Genomic DNA, 20,146 nt, shown 5'->3' with positions numbered 1-20,146 from the left:
ACATCGGTGGCTGACTCGCATGAACAGTAGTGGCCGATTATGCAGTTGACAAGTTTTAGCGAGACCCCCGCCGATGGCCCGTATCCCCGACAGCGAGATCGAGCGGCTGAAGGCGGACGTGGACCTGGTGGGGATCGTCGCGGCGTCGGGGGTGAAGCTGGAGAAGCGCGGCGCCGATCATGTCGGCTGCTGCCCGTTCCACGACGACAAGACCCCCTCGCTGGTGATCACGCCGGACAAGAACTTGTGGCGGTGCTTCGGAGCCTGCGACGTGGGCGGCGATCCGATCGCCTGGGTGATGCGCCGCGAGGCGGTCAGCTTCCGCCACGCCGTCGAGCTGCTGAAAGGCGATTACGCGCCGAGCGGGGAGGCCCCGGCCAAGACCCGCAGCACGGTCGCCAAGCTGGCGCCGCTGGCCACGCCGGCCGAGGACGCCGCGCTGCTCGGCGAGGTCGCCGGCTTCTACCACGCCGCGCTGAAGACCACGCCTGAGGCCCTGGCCTATCTGGAGCGCCGGGGTCTGACCCATCCGGACGTGATCGACACGTTCGGCCTGGGCTACGCCGACCGGACCCTGGGCTATCGCCTGCCGCAGGCCAACCGCAAGGCCGGAGCGGAGGTCCGGGGCCGCCTCCAGGCCTTGGGCGTGCTGCGCGAGAGCGGCCATGAACACCTGCGCGGATCCTTGGTGATCCCGATCCCCGCCGCGGACGCCGTCACGGACGGAAGCGCCGTGGCCAATCTCTACGGCCGCAAGATCCGCAACGACCTTCGGGCGGGCACGGCCGAGCATCTGTACCTGCCGGGGCCGCATCGCGGGGTGTTCAACCGCGCGGGTATCCAGGGCGCGGACGACGTGATCCTGACCGAGGCGCTGATCGACGCCCTGACCTTCTGGTGCGCGGGGCATCGGAACGTCACCTCGGCCTACGGGGCCGGCGGCTTCACCGACGAGATCCTGGCGGCCTTGGTCGAGGCCAGGGTCAAGCGGGTGCTGATCGCCTTCGACCGCGACGCGGCTGGCGACAAGGGCGCCGTCGCCGTGGCCGAACGGCTGGCGGCGGCCGGACTCGGGGCCTATCGGGTCAACTTCCCCAAAGGCATGGACGCCAACGCCTACGCCCTGGCCGTGACCCCGGCCGGCGCCAGCCTGGGCGCGCTGCTCAGATCCGCCGAATGGATGGCCGGCGGGGCGGTCCGGCATGTGGTGATCGACGAGGACGGGGTGATCCTGGGCGAGCCGGTTGAGGCCGCGCCCGGTCCCGATCTTCTCTTAGCCGCTAAGATGGAAGTGGCGGATGAGCCGAGCCATGCCGGACCAATCCCGCCGGGACCGTCGCCGGCGATCCAGGCCCAGGTCGGCGAGCGCGACGTGACGATCATGCTGGGCGACCGGGCTTGGCGGGTGCGCGGGCTGGAACGCAACGTCTCGCTGGAGGCGCTGAAGATCAATCTCTTGGTCCGCAGAGGCGAGGCCTTCCACGTCGACAGCCTGGACCTGCTCAGCGCCCGCAGCCGGGGCGCGTTCGCGGCCGAAGCGGCGGCCGAGATCGACATGGCGCCCGAGGCGGTCAAGCGGGATCTCGGCCAGATCCTGCTGAAGCTCGAGACGATGCAGGAGGAGCGCGCCTTGGCCGCCAAGGCCGAAAGCTCCGGTCCGGCCGCCCCGATCCTGACGCCCGAACGCGAGGCCGCCGCCCTGGCGCTGCTGAGGTCGCCGAACCTGCTGGACCAGATCGCCGCCGACGTGGCGGCCAGCGGCGTGGTCGGCGAGGCGGCTAACGCCCTGGTGGCCTATCTGGCGGTGATCAGCCGCAAGCTGGAAAAGCCCTTGGCGGTGCTGATCCAATCGACCAGCGCGGCGGGCAAGAGCGCCTTGATGGACGCGGTGCTGGCCCTGGCCCCGCCGGAGGAGACGGTGGCCTACTCGGCGATGACCGGCCAGAGCCTGTTCTACCTTGGCCAGGGGGATCTCAAGCACAAGGCCCTGGCCATCGCCGAGGAGGAAGGCGCGCGCCACGCCTCCTACGCCTTGAAGCTTCTGCAGAGCCAGGGGACCCTGACGATCGCCTCGACGGGCAAGGACCCGGCCAGCGGCAAGCTGGTGACCCAGACCTATACGGTGGAGGGGCCGGTGGCCCTGATGATGACCACCACGGCCATCGATCTGGACGAAGAGCTGAAGAACCGCTGCCTGGTCCTGACCATCGACGAAAGCCGCGAGCAGACGAAGGCCATCCATGAGCGCCAGCGGTACGAGGAGACCCTTGAGGGTCTGTCGGCCGGCGAGGACCGCGCGGTGATCGTCGCCCTGCACCAGGACGCCCAGCGCCTCCTTCGGCCGCTGAAGGTGGTCAACCCGTTCGCCGAGCAACTGACCTTCCTGGACGACAAGACCCGCACCCGGCGCGACCATCGCAAATATCTGGGTCTGATCCGGGCCATCGCCCTGCTGCACCAGCATCAACGGCCGATCCGCCAACTCGTGCGGCCCGGCCGCGAGGTGGTCGATTACGTCGAGGCGACGATCGACGACATCGCCGCCGCCAACCACCTGGCCCACGCGGTGTTGGGGGTGACGCTGGACGAGCTGCCGCCGCAGACCCGCCGGCTACTTGGCTTGGTGCGCCAGATGGTCGAGGCCCGCGCCCAGGCGGCGGGGATCAAGCCCCAGGAGGTGCGGTTCACGCGGCGCGAGGTGCGCGAGGCGACCGGCTGGGGCGACACCCAGGCCAAGGTGCATCTGGGCCGTCTGGAGGAGCTGGAATACCTGCTGCTGCGCCGCGACGCCGGCCGGTTCGTTTATGAGCTGGCCTGGGCGCGCGAGGGCGAAGGCGGCGAGCCGTTCGTCATGGGCCTGATCGACATCGAGGCCTTGAAGGCCCCGAGCCAGACCCCAAACCACGAGTACGACGACAACCGGGCGGGGCTGGAAGGCCAGCGGGCGGCCCCCGGTCGGGGCGTGGTCGGGGTGGTGTCGGCCCCCGGTCGGCCCTCGGAAATCCCCGCCAAACCCAGCGTGGTCAGGCTGGCGACGCCGCCGGCCGAGCTGGAGACCGCGCAAGCGCATCCAGGCGCGGCGAACGGCGCGGGATCATACCCATACCCGCAGGCCGTGGCCGGTCGGGCCTAGTGCGCGGCGTCAAATCCCCGCCGTTGCCGGGCGAGGACGACCGCGACAGCTTGGCGGCGTTCCGCCGCCGCTATCTGGCCGATCTGGCGGTGCGGAACTACGCGGCCGAGACCATCACCCAGCGGGCGGCGGATCTGGCGACGTTCATCCTGTGGTGCCACGAGCGCGGCATCGCCGAGCCGCGCGACGTGACCAAGCCGATCCTGGAGCGCTATCGCCGCCACCTCTATCAGCACAACCGCGCGGACGGCGCGCCGTTGACCTTCCGGGTGCAGGCCGGGCGGCTGTCGCGGATCAAGGGCTTCTTCGCCTGGCTGGCGGCGCAAAACCACATCGTCGCCGATCCGGCCGCCGCCCTGGAGCTGCCGAGGTCGGAGCGGCGCTTGCCGGCCACGACCTTGACGGCCGATGAGGTGGAGGTGGTGCTGGCCTTGCCGGACCTCTCCGACCCCGTGGGCTTGCGCGACCGGGCGATGCTGGAGGTGTTCTACGCCACGGCGATCCGCCGCACCGAGCTGACGAGGCTCGCCCTGCACGATGTCGATCGCGCCCGCCAGGTGCTGGCGGTGCGCCAGGGCAAGGGCAAGAAGGACCGCATCGTGCCCTTGGGCGCGCGGGCCAAGGCCTGGGTGGAGGTCTATCTGGAGAAGGGCCGGCCGCACCTGGTGGTCGGGCGAGATCCCGACATCCTGTTCCTGACCAGCAGCGGCAAGGCCATCGCCCCCAAGAAGCTCTCCGACCGGATCAGCGGCTATGTGACGGCGGCCGCGCTTGGCAAGACCGGGTCGTGCCATCTGTTCCGCCACACGGCGGCGACCTTGATGCTGGAGGGCGGGGCCGACATCCGGTTCATCCAGGAGATGCTGGGCCACGAGAGCCTCGACACCACCCAGATCTACACCCGCGTGATGATCGGCAAGCTCTCCGAGGTCCACGCCGCCACTCACCCCGGCGCCCGCCTTCAGAGCGATCAACTCGCCGCCCTCCGCGCGGCGCTGGACGCTGCCACGACGCTCGACGACCAGGCATAGCCGCCCCGCGTCTTCCTCTCAGCCAGCCTCTATGCACGCCCGCCAGGGCGTGGCTAAGCTCGTCTCCACGATCTTTGAAAACCGAATCCGCGCGGCCCTGTGCGCCGCCAAAACCGCCTCAAGGGCCAAACGGCGCTCCGGGTGAACATCGCCCGCGTGAGCCGCCGCAAAGCCAGGCCGCATAAGGGGAAATCGTCCGAGTTACGACGGGGCCGCGTCAGGGGGCTCTGTCTCTCCAAACCGACCCCACAGGGTACGATGACGGCCTCAACTGGTACGCCTATGTCGGCAACGACCCGCTGAATCGGGGTGACCCGACGGGCAACCAAGCCCAGGAGTGTAACGCCTTCGGCTGTTACACGAACAACGCGGACGCCAAATTCGTCAAGCAACGCGATGATTTCTCTAAACAAACAGGACACAATAACGCACCTGGTGTGACCGTAAGTGTTACGACCGGTGGATCAACAAAGGGTGTCGTAAATGGCGGAGTTGAATCGGGCGTTGCGGTGGATAACACTGGAAGAGTTTCGCCGATAACTAACGTGTCGGGGCCGACCGTGACGCTTGGTGCGAGCGGTGGAGTTCACGTTACTGTTGCGGTGGCAAATGGTACCATCGATGACCAAAAAGGCGCGTTCAACACTGGAGCAGCAGCGCTCGGTCCTACCGGTGCGAGCATATCAACGGGCACAAACGCCAAGGGACAAGATGTGATTTCAACGGCCGTGAGCGTGGGTCCTGGAGCGGGGGCAAGTGTGTCCGGCGGCCAGACCACAACTTTTATTCCGCCGGCCCGTGGAGTTCCTTCAACAACCGGAGGCTGTTACACCGGATCGGCTAATATCTGTAACAGATAGGTGTCTAAAGGCTGTGTATCGATAGAATCTCGTTCCAAAGTGAAGTTTATAATTTGTGATTTCAGGCTAATCGAAAGAGAGAAGTTGTAATGTTGCGGGCCGTAAATTTTGTGCTGGCGGCGATTGCTGTTGTGACGGCATGGTTTCTCGTTTCATTTAAGGACAAACTCACCACTAGAGCGATTAGTAGTCCGACCTCAGGATATACGATTCCGTATGACACACATGGAGCGGTTGTTTATGTGAGTCAGGGTGAGCACAATATAATATTGTATGGTTGGATTACGACGGGCGTTCTAATTGCTTTCCAATTGGTGCTTAACTATATGAAATCAAAGCGTAAGTGATTTCTCTTTTTCTGGGCTCTCTCGAATAATCGGCACCCGGGAAAGGGGCGCTCTGTTGTTGAGTTGCCCGCTCTCAATACGAAAGGCTCTCCCATGATGCCTTCGCAAACCACGCCCCCGCCCCAACCTGGCGACCGCCTCGTCGCAGCCATCGAGGCGCAGACGGTGGCGATCGGCCGGGCGATGGATCGTTCGGTCTTGATCCTGCTGGCGGCCGCCACGGTGGGCGTGGCAGTCATGGCGCTCGTCGCCGGCTGATCCGGCTGACGCCCTCCATCCGCTCGCCGAACACGTCGCCCATCGCCCCAACCCGAGGGAGCTGTCCCCGTGCCGGAAGACCGCTCTGAGCGGTGATCTCAAAGCCCGCCAAGCCTTCCGAAACGACCCCGACAAACAGGAGCAGAAAGGAAGGGCACGTCACGCACACCTACGGTGAAGGTTGCGCCTGTGATCCGCTGCGCCGATCGCTCGCTACGGCGCCTTGGATGGCGCGCTCCGCGATCGGCTCCGCTACCCGCCGTGGACCGATTGTCGAGGGCTAGTCGCGGCGCTCTCGGGCGTCAGTGGGGCGTCGCTGGGCGGAGAGGCCGGCGTGCAGATCGACGTGGTCGGCGGTGCGGAGAAGCGCGGTGCGCGGGCGGGAGTCGCAGGGTGCGCGGGAGGCGAGAAAGCCCTCGCCAAATACCCCCAAACCGCCCCGCCACCCAATCAAGCGATCCAAGGCCGTGCTAGGTGTTTATCGGTTGGGATTTTGCACCCCGTTGCACCCTTTAGCACCCGGGATGCTGCGAATTAGCACCCTTTTGCACCCCAAATTGCACCCGTTAGCACCCCATTGCACCCCAGATCGCCCGCCTGTCTCCTTGTCGGCTGGCGTGTGTCGATGGGCAAGCCATCGACGAGGGTTGGGACCCACAGGAGGGCCTGTGCGACTGTCAGCAAAAGTGCCAGATTGCTGCCCTTAACTAGCTCATACACCATACGCACATGGTCATGTGCAGCTAAGCGCTTGAAAATCTGACTATATCAACAGGTCGCGAAGGTCGACCCTCTTACGGGCTATCTTACGAGCGGGGCTGAAAGCTCATAGTTTACAAAGGCCCGCCCTCTTACAGGCCTCTTACACCCCACTATGCTGCTGGTTATTGGCGCACCGGGGTGAAGCGCAGCCGATTGCGGGCTGGAATCGTCTGCGCCAACATGCTGTCCGGAACGGGTGTGGGCGGAGGTCGCGCGGGTGGGTCGCAAGCGGTTCAAGAGCTTCCCGCGCGCGTCGGTGGAGGGGCATCTGAAGGCTCGACACAGCCTCTGTCCGCCCGAGTTGCTGGACCACTTCGTCGAGCTTCTGGCGACGCGGGAATGGGGCGCGCCGGTGACGATCGGCCAGGCCTTCGGGCTGGTGTCCCACGCCCACGTTCGCCACGCGATGACCGACTATGACCGCCTGCTGCGCATCCCTGGCATGACGCGCGAAGAGGCCCTGCTGATCGTCAGGCCCGAGGTGGTGGCGATCGTCGCCAGTTGGGCGACACCGCCCGCGAGCAAGGGCGGGGAGCCGGCGGCCGACGACATGGGGCTGGCAGCGCTTTAGGCGGTCGCGGGGCGATCGGCGGCGGCCGGGCATGTTCCCGATATACCGATAGAGCGCTGGCCGGACTGGCGTTTGCCGCGAACTTGAAGGGTGTGGGGCCTCCCGATCGGTATATCGGGAACATCGGCGCAGGGCTTGATCGAGCCGGCATGTTGCAGGCTGTTTTTTGCAGGCTGCAAAAACTCCCTGTCCGCGACCGAAGGTATGGGATTAGGGCAGGATATGTTTGGTGGGAGCGTTTTGTGTAACCGGATGGGCGCCGAAGTTGGGCTGTCCGGCGACATTTTTTGCACGCTGCAAAACTGCTGTCTGACCCTGCGACCAGAGGCGTGAGGGATTAGGGCAGGATATGTTGGGTGGGACCGTTTTTAAAAGCGGGTAGCTCTCCCGGCCAACCTCAGCGCGGTGGCCGGCCCCAGGCGTCCGCCGCCTTCGCTGTGGGGGCGGTCGACGGCCGCCTGGCGCCTAGGGGCGGAAAGGAGCGGAAAGCGGCGGAACGGAGCGAAATCGGGCCGCCAGCGCGGGTGATTTGCACTCCTTTCCGCTCCGTGCCGTGGGAAGAGAGGCAGGATATGCGTTGTTGGCCAACAACGCGGGCTTACTCGCAGGGCTCGACGCTTGGGACGGCTGCCGCCTTGGTGACGCCAGCGGGCTGGAATCTGGTTTTAGAAAAGCAATATGGCTCCGCCATAGGAGCGGCTGAGAGCCGATCCTGGGGGTAGGCGCTGCGATGTGACCGCCGGATGCGGCGCGGGCGTTAGGACGCCTTGGACCAGATCTTGGCCTGGTGCTGAAGGATCAGCCCTTGGATGATCCGGGTGGCCATCGCCTTGTCCTCGGGATCGAAGGTGGCGACGGCCTCGAAGGCCAGCTTCAGATCGTCGTCAGGGCCTCGCTCGCCCTCATCGAACACCATGGCGTCGATGGAGATGTGCAGGGCCATGGCGAGCTTACGCAGGGCCTCCAGGGAGGGCTGAGTCAGCCCCGTCTCATAGCGCTTGATCTGCGACTGGTTGATGCCGGTCGCTCGCGAAAGCTGGGCTTGGCTCAGCTTGCGATCGTGCCGGGCGGCGGCCAGTCGTTGGGGAAAGCTCATGAGCAGAATCCGGCGCCAGTAGGGGTGCGCCGGATCATACGGGGGTGAAATCATGGTTCTTGACATCGGTGGCTGACTCGCATGAACAGTAGTGGCCGATTATGCAGTTGACAAGTTTTAGCGAGACCCCCGCCGATGGCCCGTATCCCCGACAGCGAGATCGAGCGGCTGAAGGCGGACGTGGACCTGGTGGGGATCGTCGCGGCGTCGGGGGTGAAGCTGGAGAAGCGCGGCGCCGATCATGTCGGCTGCTGCCCGTTCCACGACGACAAGACCCCCTCGCTGGTGATCACGCCGGACAAGAACTTGTGGCGGTGCTTCGGAGCCTGCGACGTGGGCGGCGATCCGATCGCCTGGGTGATGCGCCGCGAGGCGGTCAGCTTCCGCCACGCCGTCGAGCTGCTGAAAGGCGATTACGCGCCGAGCGGGGAGGCCCCGGCCAAGACCCGCAGCACGGTCGCCAAGCTGGCGCCGCTGGCCACGCCGGCCGAGGACGCCGCGCTGCTCGGCGAGGTCGCCGGCTTCTACCACGCCGCGCTGAAGACCACGCCTGAGGCCCTGGCCTATCTGGAGCGCCGGGGTCTGACCCATCCGGACGTGATCGACACGTTCGGCCTGGGCTACGCCGACCGGACCCTGGGCTATCGCCTGCCGCAGGCCAACCGCAAGGCCGGAGCGGAGGTCCGGGGCCGCCTCCAGGCCTTGGGCGTGCTGCGCGAGAGCGGCCATGAACACCTGCGCGGATCCTTGGTGATCCCGATCCCCGCCGCGGACGCCGTCACGGACGGAAGCGCCGTGGCCAATCTCTACGGCCGCAAGATCCGCAACGACCTTCGGGCGGGCACGGCCGAGCATCTGTACCTGCCGGGGCCGCATCGCGGGGTGTTCAACCGCGCGGGTATCCAGGGCGCGGACGACGTGATCCTGACCGAGGCGCTGATCGACGCCCTGACCTTCTGGTGCGCGGGGCATCGGAACGTCACCTCGGCCTACGGGGCCGGCGGCTTCACCGACGAGATCCTGGCGGCCTTGGTCGAGGCCAGGGTCAAGCGGGTGCTGATCGCCTTCGACCGCGACGCGGCTGGCGACAAGGGCGCCGTCGCCGTGGCCGAACGGCTGGCGGCGGCCGGACTCGGGGCCTATCGGGTCAACTTCCCCAAAGGCATGGACGCCAACGCCTACGCCCTGGCCGTGACCCCGGCCGGCGCCAGCCTGGGCGCGCTGCTCAGATCCGCCGAATGGATGGCCGGCGGGGCGGTCCGGCATGTGGTGATCGACGAGGACGGGGTGATCCTGGGCGAGCCGGTTGAGGCCGCGCCCGGTCCCGATCTTCTCTTAGCCGCTAAGATGGAAGTGGCGGATGAGCCGAGCCATGCCGGACCAATCCCGCCGGGACCGTCGCCGGCGATCCAGGCCCAGGTCGGCGAGCGCGACGTGACGATCATGCTGGGCGACCGGGCTTGGCGGGTGCGCGGGCTGGAACGCAACGTCTCGCTGGAGGCGCTGAAGATCAATCTCTTGGTCCGCAGAGGCGAGGCCTTCCACGTCGACAGCCTGGACCTGCTCAGCGCCCGCAGCCGGGGCGCGTTCGCGGCCGAAGCGGCGGCCGAGATCGACATGGCGCCCGAGGCGGTCAAGCGGGATCTCGGCCAGATCCTGCTGAAGCTCGAGACGATGCAGGAGGAGCGCGCCTTGGCCGCCAAGGCCGAAAGCTCCGGTCCGGCCGCCCCGATCCTGACGCCCGAACGCGAGGCCGCCGCCCTGGCGCTGCTGAGGTCGCCGAACCTGCTGGACCAGATCGCCGCCGACGTGGCGGCCAGCGGCGTGGTCGGCGAGGCGGCTAACGCCCTGGTGGCCTATCTGGCGGTGATCAGCCGCAAGCTGGAAAAGCCCTTGGCGGTGCTGATCCAATCGACCAGCGCGGCGGGCAAGAGCGCCTTGATGGACGCGGTGCTGGCCCTGGCCCCGCCGGAGGAGACGGTGGCCTACTCGGCGATGACCGGCCAGAGCCTGTTCTACCTTGGCCAGGGGGATCTCAAGCACAAGGCCCTGGCCATCGCCGAGGAGGAAGGCGCGCGCCACGCCTCCTACGCCTTGAAGCTTCTGCAGAGCCAGGGGACCCTGACGATCGCCTCGACGGGCAAGGACCCGGCCAGCGGCAAGCTGGTGACCCAGACCTATACGGTGGAGGGGCCGGTGGCCCTGATGATGACCACCACGGCCATCGATCTGGACGAAGAGCTGAAGAACCGCTGCCTGGTCCTGACCATCGACGAAAGCCGCGAGCAGACGAAGGCCATCCATGAGCGCCAGCGGTACGAGGAGACCCTTGAGGGTCTGTCGGCCGGCGAGGACCGCGCGGTGATCGTCGCCCTGCACCAGGACGCCCAGCGCCTCCTTCGGCCGCTGAAGGTGGTCAACCCGTTCGCCGAGCAACTGACCTTCCTGGACGACAAGACCCGCACCCGGCGCGACCATCGCAAATATCTGGGTCTGATCCGGGCCATCGCCCTGCTGCACCAGCATCAACGGCCGATCCGCCAACTCGTGCGGCCCGGCCGCGAGGTGGTCGATTACGTCGAGGCGACGATCGACGACATCGCCGCCGCCAACCACCTGGCCCACGCGGTGTTGGGGGTGACGCTGGACGAGCTGCCGCCGCAGACCCGCCGGCTACTTGGCTTGGTGCGCCAGATGGTCGAGGCCCGCGCCCAGGCGGCGGGGATCAAGCCCCAGGAGGTGCGGTTCACGCGGCGCGAGGTGCGCGAGGCGACCGGCTGGGGCGACACCCAGGCCAAGGTGCATCTGGGCCGTCTGGAGGAGCTGGAATACCTGCTGCTGCGCCGCGACGCCGGCCGGTTCGTTTATGAGCTGGCCTGGGCGCGCGAGGGCGAAGGCGGCGAGCCGTTCGTCATGGGCCTGATCGACATCGAGGCCTTGAAGGCCCCGAGCCAGACCCCAAACCACGAGTACGACGACAACCGGGCGGGGCTGGAAGGCCAGCGGGCGGCCCCCGGTCGGGGCGTGGTCGGGGTGGTGTCGGCCCCCGGTCGGCCCTCGGAAATCCCCGCCAAACCCAGCGTGGTCAGGCTGGCGACGCCGCCGGCCGAGCTGGAGACCGCGCAAGCGCATCCAGGCGCGGCGAACGGCGCGGGATCATACCCATACCCGCAGGCCGTGGCCGGTCGGGCCTAGTGCGCGGCGTCAAATCCCCGCCGTTGCCGGGCGAGGACGACCGCGACAGCTTGGCGGCGTTCCGCCGCCGCTATCTGGCCGATCTGGCGGTGCGGAACTACGCGGCCGAGACCATCACCCAGCGGGCGGCGGATCTGGCGACGTTCATCCTGTGGTGCCACGAGCGCGGCATCGCCGAGCCGCGCGACGTGACCAAGCCGATCCTGGAGCGCTATCGCCGCCACCTCTATCAGCACAACCGCGCGGACGGCGCGCCGTTGACCTTCCGGGTGCAGGCCGGGCGGCTGTCGCGGATCAAGGGCTTCTTCGCCTGGCTGGCGGCGCAAAACCACATCGTCGCCGATCCGGCCGCCGCCCTGGAGCTGCCGAGGTCGGAGCGGCGCTTGCCGGCCACGACCTTGACGGCCGATGAGGTGGAGGTGGTGCTGGCCTTGCCGGACCTCTCCGACCCCGTGGGCTTGCGCGACCGGGCGATGCTGGAGGTGTTCTACGCCACGGCGATCCGCCGCACCGAGCTGACGAGGCTCGCCCTGCACGATGTCGATCGCGCCCGCCAGGTGCTGGCGGTGCGCCAGGGCAAGGGCAAGAAGGACCGCATCGTGCCCTTGGGCGCGCGGGCCAAGGCCTGGGTGGAGGTCTATCTGGAGAAGGGCCGGCCGCACCTGGTGGTCGGGCGAGATCCCGACATCCTGTTCCTGACCAGCAGCGGCAAGGCCATCGCCCCCAAGAAGCTCTCCGACCGGATCAGCGGCTATGTGACGGCGGCCGCGCTTGGCAAGACCGGGTCGTGCCATCTGTTCCGCCACACGGCGGCGACCTTGATGCTGGAGGGCGGGGCCGACATCCGGTTCATCCAGGAGATGCTGGGCCACGAGAGCCTCGACACCACCCAGATCTACACCCGCGTGATGATCGGCAAGCTCTCCGAGGTCCACGCCGCCACTCACCCCGGCGCCCGCCTTCAGAGCGATCAACTCGCCGCCCTCCGCGCGGCGCTGGACGCTGCCACGACGCTCGACGACCAGGCATAGCCGCCCCGCGTCTTCCTCTCAGCCAGCCTCTATGCACGCCCGCCAGGGCGTGGCTAAGCTCGTCTCCACGATCTTTGAAAACCGAATCCGCGCGGCCCTGTGCGCCGCCAAAACCGCCTCAAGGGCCAAACGGCGCTCCGGGTGAACATCGCCCGCGTGAGCCGCCGCAAAGCCAGGCCGCATAAGGGGAAATCGTCCGAGTTACGACGGGGCCGCGTCAGGGGGCTCTGTCTCCAGCAACGGACCCGGCGTCTCGACGTCCTTGCGCAGCACGATCTGCATCAAAACGTTCAGTGACGACTCGATGGCGGTGCCTGAAAGCTCGCCATCGCCCTGGCTGACATGGGGATCGCCGATCGAGAACAGCCCGCCCTCGACCTGCACCGGGTAGTACATCGTCGCCCCGGCCCCGATGCGCCAGTTGTCGATATTGCCGCCGTGGGCGCCGGGCGGAATGGTGCTGGTCCGACCATTGATCGCCGGAGCGACGCCGGCCGTGCCCAGGTGCGGTCGCGCGGGAATGCGAATGCCCTTCAGCGCCGACTGACGGTCGCACTCGGGGCAGTTGGTGATCGTGCCCGGCACCAGATACTTGCCGGGGAAATCATAGGCGTAGAGTGCGCTGGCGGTGTTGGCGTTGGGGTCCAGCTCATAGATCGTGACCCGCTCCTTTTCGCCAAACTCCTTGTAGAGATAGCCCCAGTTGGCGGCGAGGTTGGAGCCGTAGTTGTTGCGCGGCGTCATGCGCAGATAGCGCACCTCCAGCACGTCGCCGGGCTTGGCGTCTTCCACATAGATCGGGCCGGTCATGATGTGGACGCCGGGATTGCGGTCTTCCTCCGGGATCTCGCGGAAGATGCGGGTGACCGCCTCGTCCATCATCAGCTCCGGCGCGTCGCCTGCGTGATGGGTGATAGCCTCGGCCTGCACCAGGTCACCGCTCTTGATCCGCAGCGTGGGCGCGGTGGCGGGGTCGAAATAGCCCCAGTGCACGGTCTTGGGCGTGGCCGGCAGGGTGTGCAGAGCGCCGGGCGCCACGTCGGGGCGGGTCTGGCCGGGTTCGCAGATGAAGGGCATCTTGGTTTCTCCGGGCTTTTCAGAGGCTTGCGGAGCCGGCCAGCGTGATGCTGGTCATGCTCAACGAGCCATGCTCGATGTGATCGGGGGCGAAGGTGGGCTGGTCGCCCGGCAGGCGGGCGCCCAGCACATAAAGCAACGGCCAGTAGTGGTCGGGCGTGGGGACCGAGCGCGTGGCGTCCTGGCCCTGCGAAGCGAAATCGATCGCCCGCTCGGGCGCGTCATCGACGACAGCCTGCTTGATGTAGTCATTGAACCGCAGCGACCAGTCGTAGGGCGCGCAGTTGCGCTCGCCCCAGTTCATGGCGGGCAGATTGTGGACGATGTTGCCCGTGCCGATGATCAGCACGCCCTCGTCGCGCAGGGGCGCCAGGCGTCTGGCCAGGTCGAAGTGCCATTCCGGCGGCTTCCTGGCGTCCATGCTGAGCTGTACCACCGGCACGTCGGCGTCGGGATAGACCTTGCACAGCACCGACCATGTTCCGTGATCCAGACCCCAGGCCTTCTGGTCCAGCACCACGGGCTCGGGCGACAGCAAGGCCCTCACGCGCTCGGCCAGCTCGGGCGAACCGGGCGCGGGATACTGAACGTCGAACAGGGCCTGGGGGAAGGAGGCGCCGAAGTCGTGGATCGTGCGCGGGGCGGACATCGCCGTGACGCCGACCCCCTCGGTCAGCCAGTGGGCGGAGACACAAAGGATCGCCTTGGGTTTGCCAATTGTATCGCCGATCGCCCGCCACGTCGCGGTGGTGTTGTTGGTTTCCAGCGCGATCATCGGGCTGCCGTGACCGAAGAAGATGACGGGAAGCCGGCTCATGCGACGACCTCCGAACCGGATTTCATCGTCGCCCAGGCCTTCTGGTAGCGCGGCGTCAGCCATCGATTGAACTGGACCTGGGCCCCCTCCTGCCAGGAGTAGCGACCGCGCACGGCGAAGCGAGACCGCAGGCCCACCTGCACCAGTTCATCCACGTGCATGTCCTGGGCGATGATCTTGCCCGCCGAGGTCATGATCATCTCCAGCCGCTCCTCGAAGCCGGGAATTTCGGTGGCGCCGGGCGCGACCAGAACGCCGGTGTCCTGCTCCATGGTCTCGGGGCCCGTCGGGCGCAGGATCAGATAGATGACCATGTCGCTGGTCATCACCAGCGAGAGCGTCGGCGGAATATTGGCGAAGGTGGCGCGGTTGCGATCCTCATCGGTCAGCTTGGGAAAGACCGGCAGAACCGCCTTCTGGGTGGGATTGAAACTGGCGTCGGCGTGCAGGGTGCCGTTGAAGCGCAGGAAGCCCGCGTCATCGGAACCGGCCTCGGGGAAGCTGCATAGCTCGCTGGGAATGAAGTCGTGCAGCGGACCGCGATGCAGCTTGTTGGCGTGGTAGCCGTCGTTGTTGTTCTCGAACATCACCTTCCAGTTCCAGGCGAACTGGCCGGTCATCGGCGGACTGAGCCCCTCGGCGGCCGAGAGATCGAAATTGGCGATGGCCGCCTCCACAGTCGCCAGGCGGGGGGCCAGGGGCGGAGCGTCCGCGTCGAAGTTGATGAAGATGAAGCCCAGCCAGATCTCGACCTTGAAGGTCGGCAGCTTGACGCTCTTCTTGTCGAAGTCGCAGGTGCGCTCCATCGCGGGCGCGTTCACCAGGTCACCGTTCAGGGAATAGACCCAGTGGTGATAGGGGCAAACGAAGCCTCGGGTATTGCCCCGCCCCTCGGCCACCAGCATGGCGCGATGCTGGCACACCGCCGACATCGCCTTGATCTCGTCGGAGCGGTTGCGCGTGACGATGATCGGTTCGCCGATGATCGAGGTGGTGAAGTAGTCGCCCTGCGCCTTGACCCAGTCCACCCGGCCCACGCAAAGCCATTCGTGATTGAACAGGGCTTCCTTCTCAAAGTCGTAGAAGGCCGCATCGGTGTAGCAGGACGGCGGCAAGGTCTGAGCCGTCTCAACCCCCTCCATCGAGCGCGAGAGCCCGTCGAAGAAGGCGTCGGTGAGCAGGCCGGCCGGTGAATTGAGGCCCATGACGAAGGCGCTCCCTGAAGAATTTCGACCTTCAGGCTAGGCGCGGCGCGCCTCCACGGTCTTGCACCAGCGCGCACGATCTGTTGGTCAGCTTCAGGGCTGGCGCCCATCAACGCCGCATTCTCGGGCGCGTTTGAGCAAAAGACGCGCAAGCGGCGCGCCAAACCGCCACCCCGCGCTGCCGCGGGCAAAAGCATGGGGCGCGCTGAGACAAGACCGCGTCGCCGGACGCCTCTAGGGTCGCTTCGACATCACGCTCGAGGACGCCATGACGCTCGCCGCCGAACTCTCCATCACGGACCTGAAGCCCGGCTTCGGCGCACGGATCCAGGGTATTGATCTGCCCACAGCTTCCGACGCCGCCATCGACGACGTGGTGGCCACGTTCCACCGACACGGCGCAATCGTGCTGCGCGACCAGAAGATGACCCCGGATGACCTGATGCGGTTCATCGGCCGGTTCGGTGATCCCGAGGATCATACCCAGACCCGCTTCACCCTGCCCGGCTATCCGAAGATCTTCATCCTCTCCAACCGGATCGTGGAGGGTCAGCCTATCGGGGCCCACAACGACGGCGTCGGCTGGCACACCGACTACAGCTACAAGCCCGAGCCGGTCATGCTGACCATGCTCTATGCGGTGGAGGTCCCGGAAGAGGGCTCCGACACCCTGTTGGCCGATGGTTGCGCCGCCTGGAACGCCCTGCCCGCTGACAAGCAGGCGATGCTGGAAGGCCTGAGCCTGCACCACAGCTACAAGCACTTCATGGCGACCCGCGCTTTCGGCGACAAGCAGACGCTGTCTCCCGAGATGGAGGCCGCCAACCCCGATGTCGAGCACCCGCTGATCCGAACCCACCCCGCCGATGGCCGCAAGGCGCTGTGGCCCTCGACGGGCACCGTTACCGAGGTGATCGGCATGCCCGGTCCTGCGGGTCTGGCGCTGCTGGACGAACTGGTCGAGTTCATGACCCAGGAGCAGTTCGTCTATCGCCACAAGTGGAAGGCCGGTGACCTGCTGATGTGGGACAACCGCTGCACCCTGCACACAGGCACGCTCTATGACGACACCAAATACTTCCGGACCATGCACCGGCTGTGGGTCAAGGGCGACAAGCCTTACTGAGGCGGGTCGATGAGCAAGACCTGGCTTGTCACCGGCGTCTCCGGCGGCCTCGGCCGCGAGATCGCCAGGGCCGCCCTGTCGCGGGGGGACGTTGTTGTCGGCACGGTGCGCAAGCCCGAGGCGGTTGCCGCCTTCGAAGCCATGGCGCCCGGGCGCGCCCATGCCCTGGTGCTGGACGTCACGGACGAGGCGGCCGTGCGCCTGGGCGTCGCGGCGGCTGAAGCCATGACCGACGGGATTGACGTGCTGGTCAACAACGCTGGCTACGGCCTGGTCGGAGCGGTCGAGGAGGCTTCGCTGGAGGAGGTTCGCGCCCAGTTCGAGACCAATGTCCTGGGTCCCCTATCCCTGTTGAAGGCCGTGCTGCCCGCCATGCGCGCCAGACGCGCGGGCCGGATCATCAACATCACCTCCGTGTCGGGCCTGGCGACCTGGGCCGGCACCGGCGTCTACTGCGCCAGCAAGTGGGCGCTGGAAGGCCTGACCCAGACCCTCGCCGCCGAGGTGGCGGAACTGGGGATCAAGGTGGTCAATGTCGCGCCCGGCGGTCTGCGGACCGACTTCGCCGGGGGCTCCAAGACCATCGTGAAGACCAAGATCGCCGACTATGACGGCCTGGCCCGCGACGCCGAACGGATCATGGCCGACCACGCCGGCCATGAGCCCGGCGATCCCGCCAAGGCGGCCCAGGCCATCCTGCAGGTAGCGGACGTCGATGATCCGCCGATGCACCTGCTGCTGGGCGAGGACGCCCTGAAATACGCCGGCTACGCCGCCGCCGCCCTCCAGGCCGATATCGACGCCTGGAAGACCACCACCCTCTCCATCGGCTTTGACGCCTGACCCTTCACCGCGAGATTTCGACCGTGACCAAGCCCAACACCCTGATCTTCGTCGACCTGGCCTCGGATGATCCGTCGGCCGCCGGCGACTTCTACGCCAAGGTCTTCGGCTGGCAGAACGACGCCCGTCCCGAAGGCCTGTATCACCGCATGGTGCCCGGCGGCTTCTTCGCCAAGCCGGACGGGACCGACAGCGAGATCGGCAACCTGCACCTGGGGATCTTCAAGGCCGACAACGCCCGCCCCCATCCCGAGCCGGCCAGCGTCGAGCCCCGCACCCTCAGCACCGAGGGCCGCAAGCCGCGCATCTGGGTGCTGATCAGCGACGACGACAGCGCCGACCGCATCCTGGGAACCGCTGTTGAATTGGGCGCGACGCTGCTGTGGCGCGACCATTACTGGGCCGAGTTCAACGGCTACAACCACGCCTTCCGCGACCCCTGGGGCAATGAGATCGTGCTCTGGGGCAAGGCGGGACAGAACCCGACCATCCCCGACAGCTTCACAAGGGAATAGTGGCAAAAAGCCCAGGCGCATCAAACGCCTGGGCTTTTTTATTCAGAACGGCTTGTCGCCCGCGACCGTCACCCGATAGCCGGTGCGCGTATCGGGGAAATAGTCCCAGATCGCCTGGTGCCAGGTGCAGCGGTTGTCCCAGAAGGCCACCGAGTTTTCCTTCCAGCGGAAGCGCACCTGAAAGTCCGGGTTGCCGGCATGCTGGTACAGATAGCCCAGGATCGCCGCGCTCTCGGCCTTCGGCAGACCGGCGATGTGGGTGGTGTAGGACGGATTGACGAACAGGCTCTTGCGACCGCTGACCGGATGCGTGCGGACGATCGGATGGGTCGAGCAATTATAGTTGCGGTCGATATCGGGGAAAATCGCCTTGTAGACCGGATTGGCGTCGTGCACCGCCGACAGCCCTTCCAGATAGGCCTTCATCTTGTCCGAGAGGGTCTCATAGGCCGCGTACATGCTGGCGAAGCAGGTGTCGCCGCCAAATTCTGGCAGGACCTTCATATAAAGGATGCTGCCCAGCGGCGGCTCGGGATCGCAGGTCAGGTCCGAATGCCAGGTCTCGCCCGCCACGAACTTGGAGTTGGCGTCGGCGTGGATGGCGACGATTTCGGGGTGGTCGGGCAGACCAGGGACCCCGGAGTGGATGGCCAGATCCCCAAACTTGCGACCGAAGTCCTTGTGGGCCTCGTGGGTCATGTCCTGGTCGCGGAAGAAGAGCACCTGATACTGGGTCAGGGCCTGATGCATTTCCTCGAACTGACGGTTGGACATCGGACGACCAAGGTCGACGCCGAAGATCTCGGCGCCGATCCGGCGGGTCATCGGCTTCACGTCCAGAACTTCATAGGCCATGCGGCCTCCTCCTAAGCTTTTACAGGGCGCGGGCGCTATTCGTTGCCGAACGGATTGTCGGGATAGACCGCCGAGGCTGGGCGTTTGGCGCTCTCATCCGGCGTGGCGCGGCCGCAGACCGCAAGCGCGGTGAGCGCGTACACCAGGGCGCTGTCGACGAGGTCCTTGGGCGTCGGCCGCCAGCGTCGGAAGCCGGTGGTGATCGCCGGAATCCGATGCATGTTGAAGACATTGTGGTCGCGCCACATGCTCGAATAGACCGGGTTGGCCAGAGCCACGGGATGGCCGAGGCTGAGCTTGGTGGCGTCGTCCACGGCGCCGACCAGCGGCGCCACCTCGCGGGCGTCGGCCTCGAAGCCGTGGCGCACGACGACGGGCTCGATGTCGATCCGACCCAGGCCGGCGTCGCGGACCATGGCTTCCAGCGAGTGCTGGATGTCGGCCACCCGCTGTTTGGGATTGAGGCCAACCTCAAGATACAGGTTGACCAGCTCGGTCCCCGCCCCGAACGCGAACGGAATGCCGCCGCGGATCGAGGCGATCTGCGACTTCGGCTGCGCGACGCCGCCCGGGCTGTCGTAGCGGCTTTTCTTCTCCCATTCCCCGCTCCAGGCGTGAATGGCGTCGGTCAGCTTGCCGATCCTGTAGATCGGGTTGGGATGCTGCGCGGCCGTGGCTGGGTGGTCGAGCAGTGGGGTGAAGACGCCCTCCCCCCAGACCTGGAAGCGGAACACCGCGTAGCCGCAGCCCACCCAGGTCAGACCGAAGTCACAGCCCTCGGCGGCGATGGCATAGTCGGGCGCGACGCCGCCGTGGTGGAACAGGTAGTGGGCGCCGATATCCTTGCCCATATAGGCCACGCCCCGGTGCTCCTCGATGGGCTCAGGGCCGATCTCGCCAGGGCACGCGGTGAGGTACATCTTGCCGGCCAGCTCGTAGCCCGCCGTCTTCAGCGCCTTGGCCGCGATCATGAAGCAGCTCATCGGCCCGCGATCATTGGCGATCGGATAGCCAAAGAGCTTGCCGTCCTCCAGCCAGCATTTCTCCCATTCGGGATTGGCGATGGTCTCCGGCGCGTACTTGTAGGCGTCCAGATCCGGGTTCCAGGTGGGCGCTTCCGTATCCAGGTGGGCCGTGAACAGCAGGTTCTTGCCCACACCCTTCCCGCCATGCGTACCGATGATGTTGGGCCGCTCGGGCGTCGCCCCGACCTTGCGCGGCGAGAAGCCCTCACGCGCCATCCAGTCATAGACGTAGTTGGCGACCTCGAGCTCCTTGCCCGATGGCGCGGGGATATTGCCGAGCGTGAGGGCCAGCTCGACGATCTCGTCCTCGCCGATCGCGGCGGCGATGGCGTCGCGATCGGCCTGAGTGACGGCGTAGGGCGCGCTCGCCCCCAGATTTGGAAATCCGTCGGCCATGGC

At 66.7% G+C, this 20,146-nt stretch carries 15 protein-coding genes; 9 read left to right on the top strand and 6 right to left on the bottom strand.

Features of this window, described 5'->3' with window-relative positions; translation table 11 throughout:
• The first annotated feature begins 73 nt into the window (after nt 1-73).
• From ACQY9P_RS15875 to ACQY9P_RS15860, 4 genes are all read left to right on the top strand, one after another.
• Nucleotides 74-3,133: a CHC2 zinc finger domain-containing protein gene (locus ACQY9P_RS15875; RefSeq protein WP_421738324.1), complete on the top strand. Its 3,060-nt coding sequence runs from the start codon at nt 74-76 to the stop codon at nt 3,131-3,133.
• The gene (gene xerC, locus ACQY9P_RS15870; RefSeq protein WP_421738323.1) at nt 3,133-4,164 is read left to right on the top strand and encodes a site-specific tyrosine recombinase XerC; all 1,032 of its coding nucleotides are present in this window, start codon (nt 3,133-3,135) and stop codon (nt 4,162-4,164) included. Before ACQY9P_RS15875 ends, xerC (ACQY9P_RS15870) begins: the two co-directional genes overlap by 1 nt.
• A 1,300-nt stretch (nt 4,165-5,464) precedes the next feature.
• Nucleotides 5,465-5,629 (top strand): hypothetical protein, encoded by a 165-nt coding sequence (locus tag ACQY9P_RS15865; RefSeq protein ID WP_421738243.1) that lies wholly within the window; start codon nt 5,465-5,467, stop codon nt 5,627-5,629.
• 979 nt (nt 5,630-6,608) lie between these two features.
• A complete protein-coding gene (locus ACQY9P_RS15860; RefSeq protein ID WP_421738244.1) occupies nt 6,609-6,962 on the top strand; it encodes a DUF2293 domain-containing protein in 354 nt (117 codons plus the stop codon).
• Between the two features lie 757 nt (nt 6,963-7,719).
• Here ACQY9P_RS15860 and ACQY9P_RS15855 read toward each other — a convergent pair.
• The gene (locus ACQY9P_RS15855) at nt 7,720-8,058 is read right to left on the bottom strand and encodes a helix-turn-helix domain-containing protein (RefSeq protein WP_421738245.1); all 339 of its coding nucleotides are present in this window, start codon (nt 8,056-8,058) and stop codon (nt 7,720-7,722) included.
• A gap of 135 nt (nt 8,059-8,193) precedes the next feature.
• On the opposite strand from ACQY9P_RS15855, the gene ACQY9P_RS15850 reads away from it, so the two are divergent.
• The gene (locus tag ACQY9P_RS15850) at nt 8,194-11,253 is read left to right on the top strand and encodes a CHC2 zinc finger domain-containing protein (RefSeq protein ID WP_421738324.1); all 3,060 of its coding nucleotides are present in this window, start codon (nt 8,194-8,196) and stop codon (nt 11,251-11,253) included.
• Complete coding sequence (gene xerC / locus ACQY9P_RS15845) at nt 11,253-12,284, top strand: site-specific tyrosine recombinase XerC (RefSeq protein WP_421738323.1); 1,032 nt, start codon at nt 11,253-11,255, stop codon at nt 12,282-12,284. The genes ACQY9P_RS15850 and xerC (ACQY9P_RS15845) overlap by 1 nt, the downstream gene beginning before the upstream one ends.
• A gap of 201 nt (nt 12,285-12,485) precedes the next feature.
• On the opposite strand, the gene ACQY9P_RS15840 is transcribed toward xerC (ACQY9P_RS15845), so the two are convergent.
• Genes ACQY9P_RS15840 through ACQY9P_RS15830 form a run of 3 tightly spaced genes read right to left on the bottom strand, consistent with a single transcriptional unit; the run spans nt 12,486 to nt 15,383 of the window.
• Nucleotides 12,486-13,361 (bottom strand): acetamidase/formamidase family protein, encoded by an 876-nt coding sequence (locus tag ACQY9P_RS15840; protein WP_421738325.1) that lies wholly within the window; start codon nt 13,359-13,361, stop codon nt 12,486-12,488.
• A gap of 19 nt (nt 13,362-13,380) precedes the next feature.
• Complete coding sequence (gene ygiD / locus ACQY9P_RS15835) at nt 13,381-14,178, bottom strand: 4,5-DOPA dioxygenase extradiol (RefSeq protein WP_421738326.1); 798 nt, start codon at nt 14,176-14,178, stop codon at nt 13,381-13,383.
• Nucleotides 14,175-15,383, bottom strand: coding sequence for an aromatic ring-hydroxylating oxygenase subunit alpha (locus ACQY9P_RS15830; RefSeq protein WP_421738327.1), 1,209 nt, complete (start codon nt 15,381-15,383; stop codon nt 14,175-14,177). The genes ygiD and ACQY9P_RS15830 overlap by 4 nt, the downstream gene beginning before the upstream one ends.
• Nucleotides 15,384-15,651: 268 nt before the next feature.
• Here ACQY9P_RS15830 and ACQY9P_RS15825 point away from each other — a divergent pair, with 268 nt between their 5' ends.
• The 3 genes from ACQY9P_RS15825 to ACQY9P_RS15815 are packed head-to-tail and all read left to right on the top strand — an operon-like array spanning nt 15,652 to nt 17,867.
• Nucleotides 15,652-16,509 carry a TauD/TfdA dioxygenase family protein gene (locus ACQY9P_RS15825; protein WP_421738328.1) on the top strand — a complete coding sequence of 286 codons (858 nt, stop codon included), beginning with the start codon at nt 15,652-15,654 and terminating at the stop codon, nt 16,507-16,509.
• Between the two features lie 9 nt (nt 16,510-16,518).
• The gene (locus ACQY9P_RS15820) at nt 16,519-17,352 is read left to right on the top strand and encodes an oxidoreductase (RefSeq protein WP_421738329.1); all 834 of its coding nucleotides are present in this window, start codon (nt 16,519-16,521) and stop codon (nt 17,350-17,352) included.
• A 23-nt stretch (nt 17,353-17,375) separates the two neighbouring features.
• Nucleotides 17,376-17,867 carry a VOC family protein gene (locus ACQY9P_RS15815; RefSeq protein ID WP_421738330.1) on the top strand — a complete coding sequence of 164 codons (492 nt, stop codon included), beginning with the start codon at nt 17,376-17,378 and terminating at the stop codon, nt 17,865-17,867.
• Between the two features lie 42 nt (nt 17,868-17,909).
• On the opposite strand, the gene ACQY9P_RS15810 is transcribed toward ACQY9P_RS15815, so the two are convergent.
• Together ACQY9P_RS15810 and ACQY9P_RS15805 are read right to left on the bottom strand one after the other, a co-directional pair.
• A complete protein-coding gene (locus tag ACQY9P_RS15810) occupies nt 17,910-18,722 on the bottom strand; it encodes a TauD/TfdA dioxygenase family protein (RefSeq protein WP_421738331.1) in 813 nt (270 codons plus the stop codon).
• 35 nt (nt 18,723-18,757) lie between these two features.
• Nucleotides 18,758-20,143 carry a peptidase M20 gene (locus tag ACQY9P_RS15805; protein ID WP_421738332.1) on the bottom strand — a complete coding sequence of 462 codons (1,386 nt, stop codon included), beginning with the start codon at nt 20,141-20,143 and terminating at the stop codon, nt 18,758-18,760.
• Between the last annotated feature and the right edge of the window lie 3 nt (nt 20,144-20,146).

Source organism: Caulobacter sp., assembly GCF_965279145.1.
Lineage (GTDB): Bacteria > Pseudomonadota > Alphaproteobacteria > Caulobacterales > Caulobacteraceae > Caulobacter.
This window is presented reverse-complemented; position numbering and strand designations above follow the sequence as displayed.

Bases quoted from the DNA above. Each gene is read 5' to 3' on its own strand.
- ACQY9P_RS15875 (WP_421738324.1), top strand. From the start codon at position 74: ATGGCCCGTATCCCCGACAGCGAGATCGAGCGGCTGAAGGCGGACGTG.
- ACQY9P_RS15865 (WP_421738243.1), top strand. From the start codon at position 5,465: ATGATGCCTTCGCAAACCACGCCCCCGCCCCAACCTGGCGACCGCCTC.
- ACQY9P_RS15855 (WP_421738245.1), bottom strand. From the start codon at position 8,058: ATGAGCTTTCCCCAACGACTGGCCGCCGCCCGGCACGATCGCAAGCTG.
- ACQY9P_RS15850 (WP_421738324.1), top strand. From the start codon at position 8,194: ATGGCCCGTATCCCCGACAGCGAGATCGAGCGGCTGAAGGCGGACGTG.
- ACQY9P_RS15840 (WP_421738325.1), bottom strand. From the start codon at position 13,361: ATGCCCTTCATCTGCGAACCCGGCCAGACCCGCCCCGACGTGGCGCCC.
- ygiD (WP_421738326.1), bottom strand. From the start codon at position 14,178: ATGAGCCGGCTTCCCGTCATCTTCTTCGGTCACGGCAGCCCGATGATC.
- ACQY9P_RS15830 (WP_421738327.1), bottom strand. From the start codon at position 15,383: ATGGGCCTCAATTCACCGGCCGGCCTGCTCACCGACGCCTTCTTCGAC.
- ACQY9P_RS15825 (WP_421738328.1), top strand. From the start codon at position 15,652: ATGACGCTCGCCGCCGAACTCTCCATCACGGACCTGAAGCCCGGCTTC.
- ACQY9P_RS15820 (WP_421738329.1), top strand. From the start codon at position 16,519: ATGAGCAAGACCTGGCTTGTCACCGGCGTCTCCGGCGGCCTCGGCCGC.
- ACQY9P_RS15810 (WP_421738331.1), bottom strand. From the start codon at position 18,722: ATGGCCTATGAAGTTCTGGACGTGAAGCCGATGACCCGCCGGATCGGC.
- ACQY9P_RS15805 (WP_421738332.1), bottom strand. From the start codon at position 20,143: ATGGCCGACGGATTTCCAAATCTGGGGGCGAGCGCGCCCTACGCCGTC.